Origin of the sequence: Hansschlegelia zhihuaiae (assembly GCF_004103825.1) — a bacterium.
Lineage (GTDB): Bacteria > Pseudomonadota > Alphaproteobacteria > Rhizobiales > Methylopilaceae > Methylopila > Methylopila zhihuaiae.
The window spans coordinates 96,832-116,512 of the sequence record NZ_RYFI01000011.1; the positions used below are offsets into that span (position 1 = coordinate 96,832).

The window sequence follows — 19,681 nt, forward strand, 5'->3', positions numbered from 1 at the left end:
GCGTCGTCCTGATCGGCTCTGACGGCTCGGCCCGAGCGGAAGCTAGACCCTCTTTCCAGCGAGCAATATCCTGTCGAGCAGGGATGCTTCCTCTCGATTTCCGGAAGGCGCAATGGATCGTCTCGAGGCCATGTCGGTGTTGCTCGTCGTGGTCGAGGAGGGCAGCCTTTCGGCCGCCTCGCGACGCTTGCGTGCGCCCCTCGCGACCGTGAGCCGCAAGGTCGCCGATCTTGAGAAGCATTTGCGCACGCCGTTGCTGGTGCGCACGAGCCGCCGCGTGCAGCTCACCGACGCCGGCCGGGTCTATGTCGAGGCCGCCAGGCGCATCCTGGAGCAGGTCGAGGAGGCCGAGCGCGACGCCGCGGGCGAGTACAGCGCGCCCCGGGGGGAGCTCGACGTGACCGCGCCGATCGTGTTCGGTCGAACCCACGTGCTGCCGATCGCGATCGACTTTCTGAAGGAACAGCCGGAAATCGACATCAGGCTGCTCGTCAATGATCGCCAGGTGAACATGGTCGAGGAGCAGATCGACGTCGCCGTCCGCATCGGCCATCTCGTCGACAGCGATCTCCGCGCGATGAAAGTGGGCGAGGTGCGCAGGGTCGCCTGTGCGAGCCCCGCCTATCTCGCGAGCCGCGGGACGCCCGCTGCGCCGCAAGACCTCCCGGCGCATGACGGCGTCACGTTCAGAGGCTTCAAGACTGCGCCGGAATGGCGCTACCGCGGCGACAACCCGGCCTGGACAGCCGAACCGCGCAAGCGCCTCGCCGTGAATTCGACCGAGGCCGCCGTCGCGGCGGCTGTGGCGGGATTGGGCGTCGTTCGCGTGCTCTCCTACCAGATCGAATCGGAGTTGGAATCGGGTGCCCTCGTTCCGATCCTCGAAGATTTCGCGCCCGAACCGCTGCCGGTCAGCCTCGTCTGCACGGTAGCGAGCCTGCGATCGCATAAGGTCCGCGCTTTCCTGGAATGGACCGCTCCGCGTCTCCGAACGCGCCTTCGGCGCCATTCGTCGGACAGCCCTAGATAGAGGCGGTTCGAGCGTCTTGGTGAGCTCCCAAATCATCCCATCACCCGAACGGGCGACGATCGGCCCAAAACCCTCCAGTAGTTTGCCCCCCATCGAGGCCTCCAGGCCGATGGGGTGGATCAGATGCTGGCATTCAGACGCGTGACGCGCAGCATTCTCGTCTCCGCGATCATGGTTGGTTCGGGTTTGACTCAATTGAGCGCAGACGAGCGCGACGATCCATCCTGCGCCGATTACGACCGACGTCTGTTCGCCGCGATCGAGAGCGCCGGACTGGAGAACTACGTAGAGCCAAGCCTGCTTTTCGAGGCGAGCCTCGCCGTGCTCGACGCCCGTCATCTCTGTGGGACGGACGAAGCGGCGGGCCTCCAGGCCTATAAGAACCTCTACATCGATTAGGCTGTCGCGGGAGCGGCGGGGCGAGGACGGAGGCCGGGGTCGCGATGGCGGGCCTGACAGCGTTCACGATGGCGGGGCTGTGGTTCGCCGCGCTCGGCCTCGCGGTCTCCAGGACACGCGCCGGGATGCATTCCGTGCTGACCGGCGCCGGGTTCCGCCGCGTCGTGGCCGTCCTGATGCTGGGCTTCGCCGCCGCGTCGCTGGCGCGGACGCTCTTCTGAGCGACGCGGCCGGCCGGCTCGGAGGCCGGGCGGCCGCGAGAGCGATCACGATCGCGAAGCCCGGCCCGGGCCGCCTCGCCCGCAGGCGGCCGGCGCGCTAGTTCAGCTCCGGACCCCCCGCCCCCGGAGCCTCGCCCCATGTCCGTCGGACTCATCGCCCTGCTCGACGACGTCGCGGCGATCGCCAAGGTGGCGGCCGCCTCGCTCGACGACGTGGCGGGGCAGGCCGCGAAGGCGGGCGCGAAGGCCGCGGGCGTGGTGATCGACGACGCGGCCGTGACGCCGCGCTACGTGGTGGGCTTCGCGGCCGAACGCGAGCTCCCGATCGTCGCGAAGATCGCGGTCGGCTCGCTCAAGAACAAGCTGCTGCTGCTGCTGCCGGCCGCGCTGCTGCTCAGCTGGCTCGCGCCCTGGTCGATCACGCCGCTCCTGATGATCGGCGGCGCCTTCCTCTGCTACGAGGGGACCGAGAAGGTCTACGAGGCGCTCTTCCCCCACAAGGCGCATGCGCATGAGAAGGCGCTCGGCGCGGCCGGCGACGCCGGGGCGCTCGAGCGCCAGAAGATCGCTGGCGCGATCAAGACCGACTTCATTCTGTCGGCCGAGATCATGGCGATCACGCTGGCGGCGCTGCCCGAGGACGATCCGTTCTGGATGAAGGCCGTGCTGCTTGCGGTGGTGGGCCTCGGCATCACGGTGGCGGTCTATGGCGCGGTGGCGCTGATCGTGAAGGCCGACGACGCGGGCGTCGCGCTTGCGAGATCGACCTCGAGCGCCGTGATGCGGGGCCTGGGCCGCGCCCTGGTCGTGGCCATGCCTGTCTTCCTCAAGGTCCTGTCGGTGGTCGGCACGGCGGCGATGATCTGGGTCGGCGGCGGCATCATCGTGCACGGCCTCGCGCATTACGGCTTTTCGGCCATCGAGCACGCGCTGGCGCACGCCTCCGAGGCCGCGGCGCACGCGCTGCCGGCGGCCGGCGGCCTGGTGGGGTGGCTCGTGATGGCGGCGGGCTCGGGCGTCGTCGGGCTGGTCCTCGGCGCGGCGCTGATCCCGGTCGCCGGCTATGTGCTGGCGCCGGCCTTCGGCGCGGTCCGCGGGATGTTCGGCGGACGCAAGGCGGCGGCGGACGGGCCGGCGCATGGGTGAAGCGCGGCCGTCCTCAGCTATCGCCGCCGGGCCGCAAGAACCTCCTCGGCCGCCCGAAGACCGGTGCTCAGCGCGCCGTGGGCGGTCGAGTAGTCATGGACCGACGTCGCCTCGCCGGCGAAGAACAGTTTTCCGTCGATCGGCGCCGCGAGGACCTCGCGGTCGGCCGCGCGGCCGGGGACCGCATAGGAATAGGCGCCCCGCGAAAAGGGGTCGGCGGCCCAGAGATGCATGGCGAGCGGCGTCACGCGCTTCGTGAAATCCGCGCCGAAGACGCCGGCGAGCTCTTCGCGCGCGAAGGCCGCGAAGGCCGCGACGCCGCCGCGCTCGAGCGCGGCCGCGCAGGCGCCGCCGAAATAGGCCTCGACCAGCGGCGCGCCGAGCGGCCGCAGCTGGTAGGAGGCGGTCGCGGTCCGGTCCGTGCGGCCGAACACGCGGCTGTCGGCGGGAAACGCCTCGGCGCCATCGAGCGCCAGATAGAGCTTGTCCGCGAGCCCGAGCGGCAGTCCCTGCGCCGCCTCGACCTTTTCCGGCAGCGCGGGGAAGAAGGAAATCGCCTCCGCGGCGATCAGCGCGCTCGGCACGGTGACGATCGCCTGGCCGGCCTCGACGGTCCCGTGGTCGGTCTCGATTCGGAGGCGCCGGCCGGAATGGTCGATGCGGCGCGCAGGCCGGCCGAGCGCGACGGGAAGGCCCGCGCCGTGGGTCGCGATGACCGCGCCGAAGCCTTCGCGGACACGCCAGTTGACGCCTGAGTCCGCATAGTTTCGCAGGTCCCGCGCCGAGACCCGCTCGGGTTCGGCTCCACTGACATAGGACGAGATCGCGCCCAGCATGCCGTTCCAGCGCGAGCCGGGCTCGAGCATATCCGAGACCGGGCGATCGGGGTCCGAAAGGTCCGCCGAGGCGAGCCTTGCGGAGAAGCTCTCGTTCGCGGCGCGCCAGTCCGCCTGCTCCTCGGCCGGAAACCCCGCCTCGAGCGCGGGCTTGGCCCAGGGCGGCGGGGAGCGGTCGACTGTCCGTCCCTGGCGCTCGACGATCGGGACCCAGGGGTTCAGGTCGCCGGAATGCAGCCAGCCGCAGCCGAGGTCCAGCGCGGAGCCCGCCGGGCCCGCGACCGTGTAGCCGCGGCCGCCCAGCCTGTCGCGCGCCTCGACCAGCAGGATCTTCAGCCCCGCGGCGGCCAGCCGGCGCCCCGCCGCGACCCCGGCCGCGCCTGCGCCCACGATGGCGACGTCGACCTCCGTCCCGCTCATCGTCCGAGGCCTAGCCGCCCGCCTTCCGCCGCATCATCTCGGGGCGGGCGAAGGCCTGGTCGGTCGGGGTCGCCTGCAGGCGCGCGACGCTGACATGTTCGGGCAGGCTCGCGCACCAGAACGCCATTTCGGCGACGTCCGCGCCGGACATCACCTCGGCGCCCTCATAGACCGAGGCCGCGCGCGCCTCGTCGCCCTTGAAGCGCACCAGCGAGAATTCGGTCTCGGTCATGCCCGGCTCGATATTGGTGACGCGGACACTGGTTCCCACCAGATCCGACCGCAGGGCGAGGCAGAACTGCTTCGCGAAGGCCTTTGTGCCGCCATAGACGTTGCCGCCGGCGTAAGGATAGTCGCCCGCGATCGAGCCGATCGCGATCACATGGCCGCGGCCGCGCTCCACCATGCCGGGCAGCGTCGCGCGCACGGTGTTCACGAGGCCGGTGACATTGGTGTCGATCATCCGCCGCCAGTCCTCCATGTCGGCCTCGTGCGCCGGCTTGAGACCGAGCGCGAGGCCGGCGTTCGCCACCACGACGTTGATCGCGCGGAACGGCTCGGGGAGGCTGGCGAGAAGCGCCTCGGCGGCCGCATAGTCGCGCACGTCGAGCTCGGCGGGATGGAGGCGCTCGCCAAGCTCCCCGGCGAGCCGCGCCAGGCGGTCGGCGCGGCGCCCTGTGGCGACCACGCGGCCGCCGGCTTCCACGAAGCGGCGGGCGATGGCCTCGCCCATGCCCGCCGTCGCGCCGGTCACCAGCGCGACGAATTTCGAGGGATCGAGCATGGCGATGGTCATGGCTGGGCGGTCCGTTCGTCGAAGGCGGGAAGACGCGGAGCACCTACCGCCGATCGCCGTTGAAGGCGAGCGCCGCCGTTCGACTCGGATCGAATTCCTGTCGGAAAGGACGCAGCCGCCGGCGCGCGTTGGAACGTCGGCCCCGCCCGAGAAAGCCAGCCCCGCTGGCCCTGGCGTCCCCACCGGGGAACAACCGCCGACATCCGCCACGTCCACGAGACCATAACGCCTGGGGACGCGAAAAGCCGAGTCGCCTTTTGACGGAGGCCGTTCGACGGCGGCGCGGGCGCCGATATCGCCCCCGAGGCCCAGCCGTCCCCCAACGGCTGGGCGGCTTCGAAGAACCGGACCGGAGAGGGGCGGGTATCCGGACCCGGCGCCTTTTCGGGGCGGGGGGCTGCCTCGAAGCAGCCGCGAGCATATGAGCGGCATCCTGAACTCGCTCTTAGCGACAGGTTCAGCCACGGTTCATCGGAGGACTGTCGATCCGCCGAACGGGCGTGGCTTTCCATCGCGCTCCCGTTACGATGATTTTCCACAGGCGATGAGGTTCGCGAATGAGCGTCGAGATCACGGGCACCGAGAAACCGGACGAGTTACTTGGCGACTTCAGGAACAATACCATTCACGGGCTGGCCGGATCGGACACGATATTCGGCGGCGGCCGAACGGACCTGATCTACGGCGACGAGGGAAACGATCGGATCTACGGCGAAAGAGGCGACGACACGATCTTCGCGGGTCAGGGACGGGACCTCATCAACGGCGGAGCCGGCGACGACTCCTTGTTTGGCGGAACGCAAAGCGACGTCTTCGACGGCGGGCTCGGCTTTGACGTCGTGAGCTACGAGTTCCTCGACACCGGGCGGGGCGTCGTGGCCACGTTGTCGGGCGCAAGAGGCGAGGGCCGCGCCGACGTCTTCACGCGGGTGGAGGGAGTGGTCGGAAGCCCGTTCGACGACATTTTGAGAGGCGGAGACGGCGCCCTGCTCGCGGGAATGAGCGGCGACGACACGCTCGTCGCCAGTGGCGGCGCAGACACTCTCGCGGGCGGAACAGGCGCCGACGTCTATCGCTTCACCGCGAACAGCGCGTCCGGAACGGTGATTCAAGTCCTGACGGACGAAGCCGTAATCAATCTGAAGCGCATCGACGCGGATCTGACCGACAGCGGACCAGACGCGCGAAACCAAGCGTTCGAGTTCATCGGCGAAGACGCCGAATTCACCGCGGCGGGGCAACTCTCCTGGAAGGCGATAGGCGACGGGACCGGCGCCATTCTCGTCTCGGCCGAGATGACCGGCGACGGGATTGCAGATCTGACCTTCAGAATAGACTTCTCGTGGGCGTCGATTTCAGCGGACACGTTCGTGCTGTGAGAGGCTGATCTGGCGCGCGGCGCCAAAAGAAGAGCCGGCGCGGTCTCGGCCGCGCCGGCCCCTGGATGCGTCTCAGATCGATGGTCGATCAGCGCACCTTGACGGTCATTCCGGCGTCGCCGTCGGTCGTCGTCTTGGTCCTGGTCTTCACCGTCGTGTCGCCATCGGTCGTGGTGGTCTTCTTCTTCACCACGGTGTCGCCATTCGCCTTTTCCTTGACCTTCACCTTGGTCCGGGAGCTCTCGACCGTCGGATCGGTGGTGACCGTCGTGGTCGAGGACTGGGCGAAGGCGGGCCCCGCCGCGAGACAGGCGGCGAGCAGCGCCGGCGGGCCGGCGCGACGGAAATGGCCCACAAGCCCCTTGGTCTCGATCTTCGTCATGATGTGTTCCTCCTGACGTCGTCGCCCCGTCGCATGGCCGGCCTTGCGCCTCGGCCATTGGCCTTGGACGCAGGCTCCTCGAGCCCGTGCGAAATTCGTGATGTGCGGAGAACTCGGGGCGAACGCTCCCGGACGACGGCTCCGCCGCGTCCGTCCTTTCATGCGCCCTCATGGAGCCAACGCGCCTCCGGCGCTCAGGTTCCGGATAAGCCGAAAAGGACGGCCGGCCCGTGACATCCCGCTCCATCGGCGTATCATCGCCCCCAATGAAAGGTCGCGGCTCGCCCGCGAAGCTCCGATCCCCGCCGGGCGCGTGACGGTCTCGTCCTGCCGCGGCCTTCCGAACCGCAAACGTTCGGGAGGAACGTGACATGACGATCCGCAATCCGGTCGAGTGGAGCGCCGACAGCCTCACCGACACCGTGACATCGCTGCGCGACGCGCGGCGCGCCATGCGGCGGTCGGCCGAAGAACTGGACGAACGGCCGATCGTGCTGAAGCCGCTCGGCTTCCACGACCTCGGCGCGGCGCTCCGCGAGGGCTTCGACGATTTCGCCAACCTGCGCACCGACGTGCTCGCGATCGGGCTGATCTACCCGCTCGCCGGCATCGTGCTGGCGCAGATCGTCCTCAACGTCTCGATGCTGCCGCTCTTGTTCCCGCTGGTCGCGGGCTTCGCGCTGCTCGGCCCCTTCGCTGCCCTCGGGCTCTACGAGGCGAGCCGGCGGCGGGAGAACGGCGAGGAGGTGCGCTGGTCGAACGTGATCGACGCCTTCGCCTCGCCCTCGGCCGGCGCGATCTGGACGCTCGGGCTGATCCTGACGGCGCTGTTCCTGGTCTGGCTCGGCGTCGCCTGGCTGATCTACCTGATGACGATGGGGCCGGCTGTCCCGGAGAGCGCCGCCGGCTTCTTCCGCGAGGCGCTGACCACCGACCGCGGCTGGGCCATGATCCTGATCGGCTGCGGCGTCGGCGCGGGCTTCGCGGTCGCGGCGCTCGCGATCAGCGTGATCTCGTTCCCGCTGCTGCTCGACCGCAAAGTCCCGATCGGCCGCGCGATCGACGCCTCGGTGCGACTGGTGCGCGACAACCCGCTGATCATGCTGAGCTGGGGCGTGATCGTCGCGGGCGGCCTCGCGCTCGGCTCGCTGCCGCTGCTGCTCGGCCTGATCGTGGTGATGCCGGTGCTCGGCCACGCCACATGGAGGCTGTATCGACGGGCGGTGGCGTAAAGGATTGCGTGAACTTCGGGAACGTCACGCGGCGTCGCCCCCTCCACCGCTTCGCGGTCCCCCTCCCCCGCTGACGCGGGTGAGGATCAAGAGCGCCACAGCCTTTGATCCTCCTCCGCTTGCGGAGGAGGGGGACCATGCGCAGCATGGTGGAGGAGGCCGGGGGTAAACGCTCCCTCGCCCGACGGCCCCGTCACATATAAAGCTTCTCGCCCTCGAGCCCCTTGTAGAGGCCGGCGACCTGCTCGGCGTAGCCGTTGAACAGCAGGGTCGGGCGGCGTTCGTTGGCGCCCAGCACGCGCTCCTGGGCCTGGCTCCAGCGCGGGTGGGGAACCTGCGGATTCACATTGGCCCAGAAGCCGTATTCGCTCGGGCCGGCGGCCTCCCAGAGCGTGCGCGGCCGCTTCTCGACGAACTCGAAGCTCACGATGGACTTTATTGATTTGAAACCATATTTCCACGGCGCGGCCAGCCGGATCGGCGCGCCCATCTGTTTGGGCAGCGGCTTGCCATAGGCGCCGGTGGCGAGAAAGGCCAGCTCGTTGGTGGCCTCCGCCATGGTAAGCCCCTCGGTGTAGGGCCACTCGTAATAGGGGCTTGCCTGATAGGGCGCGACGCCGGTGTCGAGGAAGGTCTTCATCGCGACGTATTTCGCCGAGCCGAGAGGCTTGGCCCAGGCCACGAAATCCTTCATCGGAATGCCCGACCAAGGCAGCGCCATGCCCCAGGCCTCGACGCAGCGGTGGCGGTAGAGCCGCTCCTCGAGCGGCAGCGCCTTGAGCAAATCGTCGATCCCGACCTCGCGCGGCGTCTCGACGAGGCCGCCGATCTTGACCGTCCATGGCCTGAGGCGCAGCGCGTGGGCGTTCTGGGCGGGGTCGGACTTGTCGGTCCCGAACTCGTAGAAATTGTTGTAGCCGAGATTGATGGCCTCGGGCGTCACCGCCCGGTCGAGCCGGTAGGCGTCGTTGCGCTTCACCGGATAGAGGCCGGCCGAGGGGTCGGGCTCGGGCTTCGGCGGCTCCTTGGCCTTGAAGATGTCGAACAGCCCTGCCCGCGCCTCGCCCGCCTCGAACGCCGCGGCCGCGACGCCCGCACCCGCGGCCATGAAATGACGGCGGTTGAGCGCGACGTGCTCGGGGGTCGCCTCCCGTTCGGGGATCGCCCAGGACGGCGTGCGTCGGATCAGCATCGGGAACTCCGGATCAAGCCTCTTCGAACCCCGATACGCAGAGCGGCGGCCGAAGGTTACGCCTTCGGCCGCCGCTGAAATCTCACGAAGCCGCGACCTTGCGGCCGCGACGGATCAGATCGGATCGAGCCGGAGCGACGCGAAGCCGGCCGCGACCGACAAGCCGGTCTGGCCCTCGAGCGACAGCGGCTGCAGCGAGACGGTGATGTCCGACCCGCCGATCAGGACGTTCGCGCCGCCGCCGATCAGCGCCGAGACCGCCGCGGAGGCGCCCCGATACTTTCCGGCGAGGTCCCCGGGCCCAAGGTCCTTGGAATGCGCGACCACCGCCCAGGCCATCACGCTCGGCCCCGTGGCGCCGATATCGACGCCGGCCTTGTCGAAGCGGCCGATATAGAGGTCGACCGCGTTGCGGCCGGCCGACGGGCGGTATTCGCAGGACGCCTCGCGGCGCGAGCCGACCACATAGCCGATGCCGCCCGCGATGTCGCAACGCAGCGTGCCGACCTGCCAGCCGGGGATCGGCTCATAGCGGGTCGCGCTCTTGGAGATTGTGATCTCGGGATGGGCCGCGTCGGCGGCGAAGGCGGCGCCGGGCGCGAGCAGCGCCCCGCCCAGAAGCGCGGCTGCGAAACGAGTGGACATGTCGATCTCCGAAAAAGTCCCCGCGATTAACGCCGGCCGGCGAGGATCGGTTCGCCGGCCTCGCGGCTATCACGCGGATTTGCGCGCAAGCCTGCGCGGCCCCGTCAGCGCAGCGAGCCGCAGAAGCGCTGGATGCGGGCGCAGGCCTCCTCCAGCGTGGCGTCCGCGGCCGCATAGGAGATGCGGAAGTTCGGGCCGAGCCCGAAGGCCGAGCCCTGCACCACGGCGACGCCCTCCTGCTCCAGCAGCTCGGAGACGAAGTCGACGTCGCTCTCGATCGTCTTGCCCGACGGGCTCTTCAGCCCGATCGCGCCGGCGCAGGACGGATAGACGTAGAATGCGCCTTCCGGGCTCGGGCAGGTCAGGCCGCGCGCCTGGTTCAGCATCGACACCACGAGGTCGCGCCGCCGCTCGAAGGCCTCGCGGAAGCCGGGCAGAAAATCCTGCGGGCCGCTGAGCGCCTCGAGCGCCGCGAACTGCGCGATCGTGCAGGCCCCCGAGGTCTGCTGGCCCTGGATCATCTCCATCGCCTTGATGAGCTCGACCGGCCCGGCCGCGTAGCCGATGCGCCAGCCGGTCATGCAATAGGCCTTCGACACGCCGTTCATGGTGAGCGTGCGGTCGTAGAGCGCCGGCTCGACCTGGGCCGGCGTCGTGAACTCGAAGCCGCCGAAGACGAGGTGCTCATACATATCGTCGGTCAGAATCCAGACGTGGCTGTGGCGCAGCAGCACGTCGGTCAGCGCCTTGATCTCGTCCCGGCTGTAGGCCGCGCCGGACGGGTTCGAGGGCGAGTTCAGCAGCAGCCATTTGGTCTTCGGGGTGATGGCGGCCTCGAGCGCCTCGGGGCGGACCTTGAAGCCGTCCTCGAGCCTGGTCTCGACGAACACCGGCGTGCCGCCGTTCAGCGCCACCATCTCGGGATAGCTCACCCAATAGGGCGCCGGGACGATGACCTCGTCGCCCGGGTTCAGCGTCGCCACGAAGGCGTTGTAGAGGATCTGCTTGCCGCCGGTGCCCACGATGGTCTGGGCGGGCTTGTAGTCGAGCCCGTTCTCGCGGCTGAACTTCTGGGCGATCGCCTCGCGCAGGGGGGCGATGCCGGCGACCGGCGGGTATTTGGTCTCGCCGCGCCGGATCGCGTCGATCGCCGCGTCCTTGATGTTCTGCGGCGTGTCGAAATCCGGCTCGCCGGCCCCGAGGCCGATGACGTCGCGGCCGGCGGCTTTCAGCTCGCGGGCCTTCTGCGAAACCGCGATGGTGGCGGAGGGCTTAACGCGCGACAGCGCGTCGGCGAGGAAGGCCATGGGCCGTGCTCCGGGCATGGGGATTTTTCGACGCGCGGAGCTTTAGGCGCAGGCCGCGCGGGGCGCAAGGCGGCGGGGCGGAAAGCCCGCCGCCTTGCGTAAGCTCGCCCCGGCCTCGCCGTCCGGCCGGCAGGATGACGCCGTCGCGAGACGCGAGCGCCAGTTCGCTCGGCGCCCGCTTTGTATTCGTCTAGCGCCGAGACGGATTTACGTCCGGGCGCGAGCCTTCCTGTCGCGGAATCCCGCTCGGCCTGCGGCCGGTGAAACGACCGCCGCATGCGCGAGCCGGACATGTCCCGCGAGGCGCCAACCCGATCCGCGCCATGACCAATGGGGATGAATCAACAGGAGGAGAACGTCATGCCAAGTGCAAGCTGCGCCATCCCCGCTCGTCGCTTCGACAGCGCATGGCGCGCCGCAGCCGCCGGGCTTCTGATGGCGTCGCTCTTCGCGCCGGTCGAGGGGCGCGCCGGACCGCTCAAGGTGACGACCGACAGCGGGCCGGTCAAAGGCTCGCTCGTGGACGGCGTCGCCCAGTTCAAGGGGATTCCCTATGCGGCCCCGCCCGTCGGCAAGCTCCGCTGGCGGCCTCCGAAACGACCGGAGCCCTGGACCCAGGTGCGGGACGCCACCGAGTTCGGCCCGACCTGCCTGCAGGTCACCACGCTCGGCCCGTTCGCCGGACCGCCGAGCATGGAGGAGGACTGCCTTTACCTGAACGTCTACAGTCCGAACGTCGACCCCGACGGCAAGGGGAAGCTGCCGGTCATCATGTGGATACACGGCGGCGGCAATCTCGACGGCGCCAGCAACGGCTATGACGGCTCCAAGCTCGCCAGGCAGGGCCATGTCGTCGTGGTCACCATCAATTACAGGCTCGGTCTGCTCGGCTTCATGGCGCATCCCGCGATCGACGCGGAAGGCCACCCCTTCGCCAATTACGGCATTCTCGACCAGCAAGAAGCGATGCGGTGGATCAAGCGCAACATCGCGGCCTTCGGCGGCGACAAGAACAATGTGACGATCGGCGGCCAGTCGGCGGGATCGGTGGACAGCGAGACCCACGTCATGTCGCCGCTGGCCAAGGGCCTGTTCCACCGCGCGATCTACCAGAGCGTGCTGCTCGAACCGGAGAGCCTGGAGAGCGCGCAAGCGAAGGGTAAGGCCTTCTCGGTCGCGGCGGGGTGCGGCTCCGGCGAGGACGAGGCCACGGCGCGCTGCCTCAGGAACCTGACCGCCCGGCAGATCTACGATCTCTCGGGCACCGCGAGCACCCAGGCGAGCTACATCAGCTCGATCGTCCAGGACGGCAAGATCATTCCGGGCCAGTATCTCGACGCCATCGAGAAGGGCGACTTCAACCACGTTCCCCTGCTGAGCGGCACCACCAAGGACGAGCTGACCTTCGCGATCGGCATCACCGAGTACTTTTCCGGGCCGCCCCGGGTCGCGACGTCGGAGGCCGACTTCGAGGCCGCGGTCAACAGCTATGGCGGAGCGGCCTACCCGGCCGGGACGCTTAAGAAAGTTAGACAGTTCTACCCGCTGGAGTCCTATCCGTCGCCCGGACAGGCGCTGAACCGGCTGCTGACCGATCCACTGGTCTGCCAGCACCGGGCGCACAATCAGGCCTATGTCGGCAAGGTCCCGATCTATTATTACGAGTTCGCCGACCGGACGGCGCCGTCGATCTTCCCCAAGATGCCGGGCTTCGAGCCGCTCGCCTATCATACGGGCGACATCCAATACGTCTTCCCCGGCTGGCATGGCGGCGACAAGGGCGTCCAGCATGAGCTGAACGCCCAGCAGGAAGAACTGTCCGACGAAATCGTCGCCTCGTGGACCAACTTCGCCTGGACCGGCAACCCCAACGGTCAGGGAAACCGCCCCTGGCCGAAATACTCGAACGAGCCCAATCGTCCGAGCATCCTCTCGCAGAACGTGCCCACGTCCTCCGTGATCAGCGACGCGCAGTTCAACGCTGAGCACCAATGCGACTTCTGGGAGTCGATATCGCACTGGTGAGCGCCGAGCGCCCCGGCGGCGGCCGCGAAGGCCGCCGCCTCCACGCCGGCCCGCCCCCGGCGCGACAGGCCGCCCGGGCGCAAGGCGCAGGGACGGATCAGGCCCGGCGCCGGGGCGCCCTTCGGCGGCGCGGCGCGCGGAGCGCGTACAGCGCTTGCTGCGAAGGAGCGAGCGGCAATTCGATGGGCAAACGGCCGCTTGCGATCCAGTACGGCTTCCACAGTTCGATCCACGCTTTGCGGTCGAGCGGCCGGTCCCAATCGACCTCGCGCTTCCGCGCGGGCGCCTGGCCGTTCAGCCAGGTCCGCGCCGCGTACCAGACCGCGTCCGGCGCCGGGGCGTTCCGGCGCCCCTTGATCTGGGAAATCACGAGATAGGGCGCTTCGCCAAACTCGATCGAGAGCGTCGCCACTCGCACGCCGCCGCGGCGCACGCTCCAAATGCGGCCGGCGTCGCAGGCGATGTCGCAGGCGTAGCTCGCGACGCAATGTTCCATCGCGACGGCCTCCTCGACGAGAGCCTCGCGGGTGGCCACCGCGACGAACTCGAATCCGTCCACCTCTCCCGGCGCGAGCCAGCCGTCGAATTCCCGATCACCGAGCGTGACGGCGACCTCGATCGCCTTCAGCCAATCTCGGGCGCGCGCGAGCGCCGCTCGCGGCTTGAGCGCTGGCGACCAGCTCTCGCGGCTGAGCTCGCCCCCCAGCACTTTGGGTCGTCGCGAAAAGAAGGCGTGGAGCGCGGCGAGTTTCAGGTTTTCGATCGGCAGACGGTGAGGATGGAGCCTGGCCTCCCGCGCGACCCAGATCACGAAATCCTCCTCCCCCCAACGCGCCGCCTCGACGACGCGCTCCAGCCAGCCGCGGGCGGCGCTGCGGTTCGCCGGCAAAACATTGACGATGCGGCGGTCGAAGGAGACGCAGCCCGGCAGGTCGGGCGAGCGCCCTCCGAACGCCTCCGGCGGCAGACGACGGGTCCACATCGGCAAGGCCGCGGCTTCGGCCGCCCGCTTCAGCGGCTCGCCGGCAACGATCGCGGCTTCGGCGCAAGGCTCGGCGCGCACCGCGATGCGGTGCAGCAGGGCCGGGAAGCTCGCCGCGAGATCGCCGAGCCGGGAATGGCGCGCGCAGGTTCGCGCCACCGCCGCGCGACATTCGGGCGCGAAGCGGGCGATCGCAGGATGAGACGGCGCGCAGTCGCGCCGGAGCCGGTCCGTGAGGACGGCCGACAGGATGGCGAAGGACATCGTAGGAATCCCGAGGCGCCGGCGCGCATGCCGACGGCGGCGAGGCTGCTTGATCTGCGATTGGGAAGACGGCGCGCGGGAGCGCCGCCCTTCACGTGTCGCTGACGACCAGGGGGATGCGATCGGCGATATACATGCGCGCCTCCCCTCCTCAGGATTTCGCGAAGCGCGGCCAATACACCGTGCGCAGCCTCCGGGCAAGACGTCGCAGACCATAGACCTCGCTGAAGTTTCAGTTCATCTCGCTCAGCTTCCCGCGCCTGCGATCTCGTCCCGACCCGGCTCCGCCAGCGGCGAGACCACGCCATAGCGCATGCAGAAATAGACGAGGTCGATGTCGGACGACACGCCGAGCTTGGACTTCAGCGCGTAATGGTAGTTCGCCACGGTCTTGGCGCTGATGTTGAACGCCTTCGCGATCTCCTCGGTCGACCTCGCGTCGAGCAGCATCCGCAGCACCTCGAATTCGCGCGGCGACAGCTGGTCGAGCGCGGCGCTCTCCTGCTCGAGCCGGCTCGCGGCGAGCGCGGCGGAGATTTCGGGGCACAGCGCCGGCTTGTTGCGGGCGACGCTGCGCAGCGCGCTGACCAGCAGGTCCGGGGCGCTGCTCTTCGTCACGTAGCCCTTCGCGCCGGCGCGGAACGCCTGCAGGGCGTAGCTGGCGTTGGCGTGCATGCTGAAGACGAGGATCCGGGCGTGCGGGTCCCATTGCCGGATCTGCCGCAGCACGTCGATGCCGCCGCGGCCCGGCATGCTGATGTCCATGACGACGACGTCGGGCGCGACGGACTTGTACAGCCGGTATGCGGCTGCGCCGTCGGCCGCCTCCGCCGCGACCTCGAGGCCCGCCTCCTTCTCCAGCAGCCGCCGGTAGCCCTCGCGCACGACGGCGTGGTCGTCGACCAGCATCACCCGGACCGATCCGTCCATCAGGCGGCCTCCCGCGCTTCGAGGCGGACCGGGAAGCTGACGCGAAGCTCGAAGCCGCGGTCCGGGCCGGGACCGGCGCTGAATTCGCCGCTCAGCGCATAGACCCGCTCCCGCATGCCGATCAGCCCGACGCCCGCGAGCGGACCGCGACCCGGTTCGCGACCAGAGCCGACGCCGTCGTCAGCGATGAGGAGGTGGATCCGCCCCGACCCGCGGTCTCCGGACGGGCCCGCGGCTCCCTCGCTCAGCGTCACCGCGACATTGTCGGCGCCGGCGTGCCGGGAAGCGTTGTTCAGGCCTTCCTGGATGATCCTGTAGATGTGGGCGCAGGCCTCGGCCGGAACGTCCTCGAAGGCCCCCTCCGACCGGAACGTGAAGCGCGTCGCGCCGGGAGCCTGTCGGTCATGGCCCGCCACGAGTTCCTGAAGGCTCGACACGAGGCCGAGATCGTCGATCTCGGGCGGCCTGAGATAGGTCAGCGTGTCCCGGAGCGACCGCATGGCGCCGGAGGCCATGGCGACGAGTTCGTCGCTCTCCCTCGAAGCCTCGGGCGCCGCCGCGCCGACCGACTTGCCGATCGACCGGGCGAGGCAGTTCAGGGCCGTGAGCCTCTGAGCGACGTCGTCGTGAAGCTCGCGGGCGATGAGCCGCCGCTCCCGCTCCTGCGCGTCGACCAGCTTGCGGGCGAACTCGGCGCGGTCGGAGGTCGTGGCTTGGAGCTTCTGCGTCAGGTCGTTGAAGACCTGCGAGATGCGCTGCAGCTCGCGCAGGCGGAAAGCCGGCAGGCGGGTCGACAGATCGCCCTCGGCCACGCGGTTGATGCCGGCGAGGATCCCGGCCGTCGGACGCAGCGCATGGTCGACGACGAAATAGACCAGCGCGCACAGCGCCCCGATCATCATGGCCCAGAGGCCCAGCATCCGGGACAGGTCCGACCAGGCGCGCTCCGCCACCGTCGCGGGATCGATCGTGGCGCGGATCAGGCCCTTGGGCTCGCCGCGATAGAGAACCGTACGCTCGGCGAGCGAGCGGTCGAAGAACAGCGCCCGGTACACGCGCTCGAACCAGGGCGGCGCCGTCGGGGCGCGTTCATCGATTCCCGCGCAACTCGAATTGCGCACCTCGCCCTCCGCGCCGATCAGCTGCACGCATTGTCCGGGCCGCAAGGCGAACTTCAGAACCGCGTCCCAGTCGGGGAAGCGCTCGATCAAGTCGAGCCCCCGGCCGATCCGGATCAGCTGGACCGACAGATGGCGCTCGACCGCGACCGCCACCTCCTGGTTCTGCCGACCCGCCTCGACGGCGACATCGTGGAGCGCGAAGCCCGCCCCGCCGGTCACGCACAGCAGCGCCATCACCACGATGCGGCGCACCAGCGTCCATTTCAGGTCGAGCCCGCTTCGCGGCGTCGAAGCCGCGCCGTCGTCCGCATTCGCCGCAGTCATGCCCGGTCTCCTCGGCGAGGTCGGGAAATTTGCCCAGCGCTCCCCATGGGATCGGCGATTCCGCCGGAACCCGGCCGACCGCACAGTCGCGGGGTCGCCCATGGAGATCGCAAGTCAGAATAAGTTGTTTTCATGAATACGTCGACATCAAAGGCGCCCTGCCCGACGACAGACGACGAAAATACACAACGCCCGAAATAAACCCGACCGGAGCGCAAGCTTTTCCGGCGCGCCTGTCGCGCGGCCGCTGGCCTGCCCGCGCTTCGGCCCGGACCCATCCGAGAGACCCTCGCTCATGACACCAGCAGTTCGTTTTGCGGCGCTCGCGGTCGCCACCCTGTCCGCAGTCGCCGCGACGCCCGCGACGGCGGCCTCCGGCCACCCGACAATGATCACCGTGGCGGGTGCGGACGCCGTGCGCTGGACGCCGGCGCCGGCGGCGCTTCCGAAGGGTATCGAGATCAGCGTCATTATGGGCGACCCCGACAAGCCGGGCCCCTTCGCGCTCAGGCTCCGGATTCCCGCCGGCACGGTGATCGCCCCGCACACCCACGCGACCGACGAGACCGTCACGCTGCTCACCGGAAGCCTGGTGCACGACATGGGCGAGAAGCGGGTCGAAAGCCGCGGGGAGCCGTTCGCCGAAGGCGGCTTCCTCTATCTGCCCGCCAACATGCCGCATTCGCTCTGGACGAAGGGCGAGGCTGCGGTGATCCAGGTCAATGGCACGGGACCGTTCGGGCTGAACTACGTCAATCCGGCCGACGATCCGAGCAAGGCGGGGAGGTGACGCGATGAGCCCGAAGAAACTCTCCCTGTCATGCGCCGCCGGCCTGCTTTGCGCGCTCGCGGCCCTCGCGCCGGCGTCCGCCGAGCCCATCCGCAACGTCGTCATCGTCCACGGCGCGCTGGCCGACGGCTCCGGCTGGCGCAAGGTGCACGACCTCCTGAAGGCCAAAGGCTACAACGTCGCCGTGGTCCAGCCGCCGATGACGTCGCTGAAGGACGACGTCGACGCCGCGCGCCGCGTCCTCGACCTGCAGGACGGACCCTCCGTGCTCGTCGGCCACAGCTATGGCGGCATGGTGGTGACTGAGGCCGGCCAAGCGCAGAACGTCGCGGGCCTCGTCTATGTCGCGGCGTTCCAGCCCGACGAAGGCGAGAACCTGCTCGACCTCGCGGGGCGCATCCCGCCGCCCACCACCGGGATCAAGGCGACGGCCGACGGCTATCTCTATCTCGACCCCAAGGTCTATGCGGCCGATTTCGCCGCCGACGTTCCGGCCGCGGAGGCCGAATTCATGGCCCGCTCGCAGGTGTTTCCCGCAAAGGCGAGCTTCGAGGCCCGGATCACGCAGCCGGCGTGGAAGTCCAAGCGAAGCTGGGCGCTCGTCGCGACCGAGGACCGCGCCATCCATCCCGACCTCATGCGCATGATGGCGAAGCGGGCGGGCAGCGCGACCGTCGAGGTCAAGGCCAGCCACGCCGTATTCATGTCGCAGCCCGAGCCGGTGGCAGGGCTGATCGACAAGGCCGCCGAAGCGCTCTCGAAGTGACCGGCGACGAAACTCTCGTTCAGCCGCCGGGGGGCGACGGCTCGTCCATCGCCCGGGCGAGCCGGTCGAACTCCAGGGAGTAACAGAACATCGAAAACAACGCCGCGAGCAGCAGCGCTCCCCGTGCGACCAACGCCGAGAGGTCGAGGGGGTTCTGCAGCGCCGGAAGATGGCGGAACGCGACGAGCGAGAAGAACGCGGCGGCGAAGATGAAGCTCAGCCGGCTGAGAAAGAGAAACAAATGGTGCAGCAGCGTGTTTCGGGGCAGGTCAGGGATGGCGGCCCATCGCTGCCGGCGCCAATAGGCGGCGTGGAAGATCAGAACCGAGACCACGATGCCCGCGATCCGGGACGGCGACACATCGACCACGCCGCCGAGACTGTCGGCGATCGTCACGAAGACCGGGAGAGCGAAGCTGATCAGGGCGCAGACGGCCGCTGTCTCCACGGCGAACAGCGGCCAGAAGCGTCCGTGAGACCGGCTCGCCGCCGTTCGCTCGCTCCCGGCCGGCGGCGTCATCAGCCCAGCGGCCCTCGAAACACGAAGAACGCGCCGAGCGCGATGAACGCGAAGCCGATGGCGTGGTTCAGCGTGAAGCGCTCTCCGAGATAGGCGACCGAGAAGATCGCGAAAACGATCAGGGTGATGACCTCCTGCATCGCCTTGAGCTCGGCGCCCGAATAGACCGTGTGGCCGATGCGGTTCGCCGGCACCGCGAGGCAGTATTCGACGAACGCGATCAGCCAGCTGACCAGCACCGCCGCCCAGAGCGGGGCCGCCTTGAACTTGAGGTGGCCGTACCAGGCGATCGTCATGAAGAAGTTCGAGCAGGCGAGCAGCAGGATCGGCGTCAGATGGGCGCTCGGCATGTCGCGGATCCGGCTCAAGCAGGAAGCTTGTCGGGCGCGTCGCCGACGCGCGCGCCCTGCCCCGCCTCCTCGAGCTGCAGCAGCAGCGCGGAGTGATCGTAGCCGCCGCCGCCCATGGCGTCTCGCAGGAAGACGAACCGGTCGCGCGCGTCCTGGGTGAGCGGCAGGCGGACGCCGCCCTCCGCCGCGGCCGCGAGCGCCGTCTCGAGATCCTTGATCTGGGTGGCGACCTTGCCGCCCGGCCGGAAGTCGCGCTCGAGCATCCGCCGTCCATGCTCCTCCAGGATGCGGCTGCCTGCGAAGCCCCCGCGGATGGCTTCTCTTACGGCCGCCGGGTCCGCGCCGCCGGCGGCCGCGAGCAGCAGCGCCTCGGCCACCACGCCGATCGTCACGCCGACGATCGCCTGGTTCGCGAGCTTGGCGATCTGGCCCGCGCCCGAGGGGCCGACGCGCACCGCGGAGCCCATCGCGGCGAACAGCGGCCGGGCCTCCTCGAAATCCGTCTCCGAACCTCCGACCATGATGGCGAGCGTGCCGTCCGCCGCGCCCCTCGTGCCGCCCGAGACCGGCGCGTCGAGATGGCGGCGGTCGTGGGCCGCGAGCCGCTCGGCGTGGGCGCGGGCG

The 19,681-nt window shown here is 69.4% G+C and carries 21 protein-coding genes; 9 read left to right on the forward strand and 12 right to left on the reverse strand.

Going from position 1 to position 19,681, the window contains the following annotated elements:
* Positions 1-112: 112 nt before the first annotated feature.
* The 4 genes from EK403_RS12585 to EK403_RS12595 all read left to right on the forward strand — a co-directional run bounded on the left by EK403_RS12585 (position 113) and on the right by EK403_RS12595 (position 2,796).
* The gene (locus tag EK403_RS12585) at positions 113-1,030 is read left to right on the forward strand and encodes a LysR family transcriptional regulator (protein ID WP_128777831.1); all 918 of its coding nucleotides are present in this window, start codon (positions 113-115) and stop codon (positions 1,028-1,030) included.
* A gap of 114 nt (positions 1,031-1,144) precedes the next feature.
* Entirely contained in the window at positions 1,145-1,429 is a 285-nt protein-coding gene (locus EK403_RS12590; protein ID WP_128777832.1) for a hypothetical protein, read from the forward strand.
* Between the two features lie 44 nt (positions 1,430-1,473).
* Entirely contained in the window at positions 1,474-1,650 is a 177-nt protein-coding gene (locus EK403_RS22375) for a hypothetical protein (protein ID WP_164919588.1), read from the forward strand.
* A 138-nt stretch (positions 1,651-1,788) separates the two neighbouring features.
* Positions 1,789-2,796, forward strand: coding sequence for a DUF808 domain-containing protein (locus EK403_RS12595; RefSeq protein ID WP_128777833.1), 1,008 nt, complete (start codon positions 1,789-1,791; stop codon positions 2,794-2,796).
* A gap of 17 nt (positions 2,797-2,813) precedes the next feature.
* Here EK403_RS12595 and EK403_RS12600 read toward each other — a convergent pair whose 3' ends face one another.
* Positions 2,814-4,052 carry a flavin monoamine oxidase family protein gene (locus EK403_RS12600; protein WP_128777834.1) on the reverse strand — a complete coding sequence of 413 codons (1,239 nt, stop codon included), beginning with the start codon at positions 4,050-4,052 and terminating at the stop codon, positions 2,814-2,816.
* A gap of 10 nt (positions 4,053-4,062) precedes the next feature.
* Positions 4,063-4,848: an SDR family NAD(P)-dependent oxidoreductase gene (locus EK403_RS12605; RefSeq protein WP_128777835.1), complete on the reverse strand. Its 786-nt coding sequence runs from the start codon at positions 4,846-4,848 to the stop codon at positions 4,063-4,065.
* Between the two features lie 557 nt (positions 4,849-5,405).
* On the opposite strand from EK403_RS12605, the gene EK403_RS12610 reads away from it, so the two are divergent.
* Positions 5,406-6,227 carry a calcium-binding protein gene (locus tag EK403_RS12610; protein ID WP_128777836.1) on the forward strand — a complete coding sequence of 274 codons (822 nt, stop codon included), beginning with the start codon at positions 5,406-5,408 and terminating at the stop codon, positions 6,225-6,227.
* A gap of 88 nt (positions 6,228-6,315) precedes the next feature.
* On the opposite strand, the gene EK403_RS12615 is transcribed toward EK403_RS12610, so the two are convergent.
* The gene (locus EK403_RS12615; RefSeq protein WP_128777837.1) at positions 6,316-6,609 is read right to left on the reverse strand and encodes a hypothetical protein; all 294 of its coding nucleotides are present in this window, start codon (positions 6,607-6,609) and stop codon (positions 6,316-6,318) included.
* A 371-nt stretch (positions 6,610-6,980) separates the two neighbouring features.
* Between EK403_RS12615 and EK403_RS12620 the strand changes: the two genes are divergently transcribed.
* The gene (locus tag EK403_RS12620) at positions 6,981-7,841 is read left to right on the forward strand and encodes a DUF2189 domain-containing protein (RefSeq protein WP_128777838.1); all 861 of its coding nucleotides are present in this window, start codon (positions 6,981-6,983) and stop codon (positions 7,839-7,841) included.
* Between the two features lie 193 nt (positions 7,842-8,034).
* Here the strand turns inward: EK403_RS12620 and msrP are convergent, their stop codons facing one another.
* From msrP to EK403_RS12635, 3 genes are all read right to left on the reverse strand, one after another.
* Positions 8,035-9,033 (reverse strand): protein-methionine-sulfoxide reductase catalytic subunit MsrP, encoded by a 999-nt coding sequence (gene msrP, locus EK403_RS12625; RefSeq protein WP_128777839.1) that lies wholly within the window; start codon positions 9,031-9,033, stop codon positions 8,035-8,037.
* Between the two features lie 114 nt (positions 9,034-9,147).
* Positions 9,148-9,678, reverse strand: coding sequence for a DUF992 domain-containing protein (locus EK403_RS12630; protein WP_128777840.1), 531 nt, complete (start codon positions 9,676-9,678; stop codon positions 9,148-9,150).
* Positions 9,679-9,782: 104 nt separating this feature from the next.
* Entirely contained in the window at positions 9,783-10,985 is a 1,203-nt protein-coding gene (locus EK403_RS12635; RefSeq protein WP_128777841.1) for a pyridoxal phosphate-dependent aminotransferase, read from the reverse strand.
* A 360-nt stretch (positions 10,986-11,345) separates the two neighbouring features.
* Here EK403_RS12635 and EK403_RS12640 point away from each other — a divergent pair, with 360 nt between their 5' ends.
* Positions 11,346-13,010 (forward strand): carboxylesterase/lipase family protein, encoded by a 1,665-nt coding sequence (locus tag EK403_RS12640; protein WP_164919589.1) that lies wholly within the window; start codon positions 11,346-11,348, stop codon positions 13,008-13,010.
* Positions 13,011-13,107: 97 nt separating this feature from the next.
* Here EK403_RS12640 and EK403_RS12645 read toward each other — a convergent pair whose 3' ends face one another.
* From EK403_RS12645 to EK403_RS12655, 3 genes are all read right to left on the reverse strand, one after another.
* A complete protein-coding gene (locus EK403_RS12645; protein ID WP_164919590.1) occupies positions 13,108-14,256 on the reverse strand; it encodes a PcfJ domain-containing protein in 1,149 nt (382 codons plus the stop codon).
* Positions 14,257-14,502: 246 nt separating this feature from the next.
* Positions 14,503-15,186, reverse strand: coding sequence for a response regulator (locus tag EK403_RS12650; protein WP_245479675.1), 684 nt, complete (start codon positions 15,184-15,186; stop codon positions 14,503-14,505).
* Entirely contained in the window at positions 15,186-16,631 is a 1,446-nt protein-coding gene (locus tag EK403_RS12655) for a sensor histidine kinase (RefSeq protein WP_128777844.1), read from the reverse strand. Before EK403_RS12655 ends, EK403_RS12650 begins: the two co-directional genes overlap by 1 nt.
* Before the next feature lie 295 nt (positions 16,632-16,926).
* Between EK403_RS12655 and EK403_RS12660 the strand changes: the two genes are divergently transcribed.
* The gene (locus EK403_RS12660; RefSeq protein WP_128777845.1) at positions 16,927-17,421 is read left to right on the forward strand and encodes a cupin domain-containing protein; all 495 of its coding nucleotides are present in this window, start codon (positions 16,927-16,929) and stop codon (positions 17,419-17,421) included.
* A gap of 4 nt (positions 17,422-17,425) precedes the next feature.
* On the forward strand, positions 17,426-18,187 hold the full coding sequence (locus tag EK403_RS12665; RefSeq protein ID WP_128777846.1) for an alpha/beta fold hydrolase: 762 nt from the start codon (positions 17,426-17,428) through the stop codon (positions 18,185-18,187).
* A 19-nt stretch (positions 18,188-18,206) separates the two neighbouring features.
* On the opposite strand, the gene EK403_RS12670 is transcribed toward EK403_RS12665, so the two are convergent.
* The 3 genes from EK403_RS12670 to EK403_RS23180 all read right to left on the reverse strand — a co-directional run.
* On the reverse strand, positions 18,207-18,635 hold the full coding sequence (locus EK403_RS12670; RefSeq protein WP_128777847.1) for a hypothetical protein: 429 nt from the start codon (positions 18,633-18,635) through the stop codon (positions 18,207-18,209).
* A 71-nt stretch (positions 18,636-18,706) separates the two neighbouring features.
* Positions 18,707-19,057 carry a DMT family protein gene (locus tag EK403_RS12675; protein WP_128777848.1) on the reverse strand — a complete coding sequence of 117 codons (351 nt, stop codon included), beginning with the start codon at positions 19,055-19,057 and terminating at the stop codon, positions 18,707-18,709.
* Between the two features lie 14 nt (positions 19,058-19,071).
* Positions 19,072-19,681 (reverse strand): NAD(P)-dependent oxidoreductase (locus EK403_RS23180; RefSeq protein WP_245479676.1); only part of this gene is annotated, 610 nt, incomplete at its 5' end.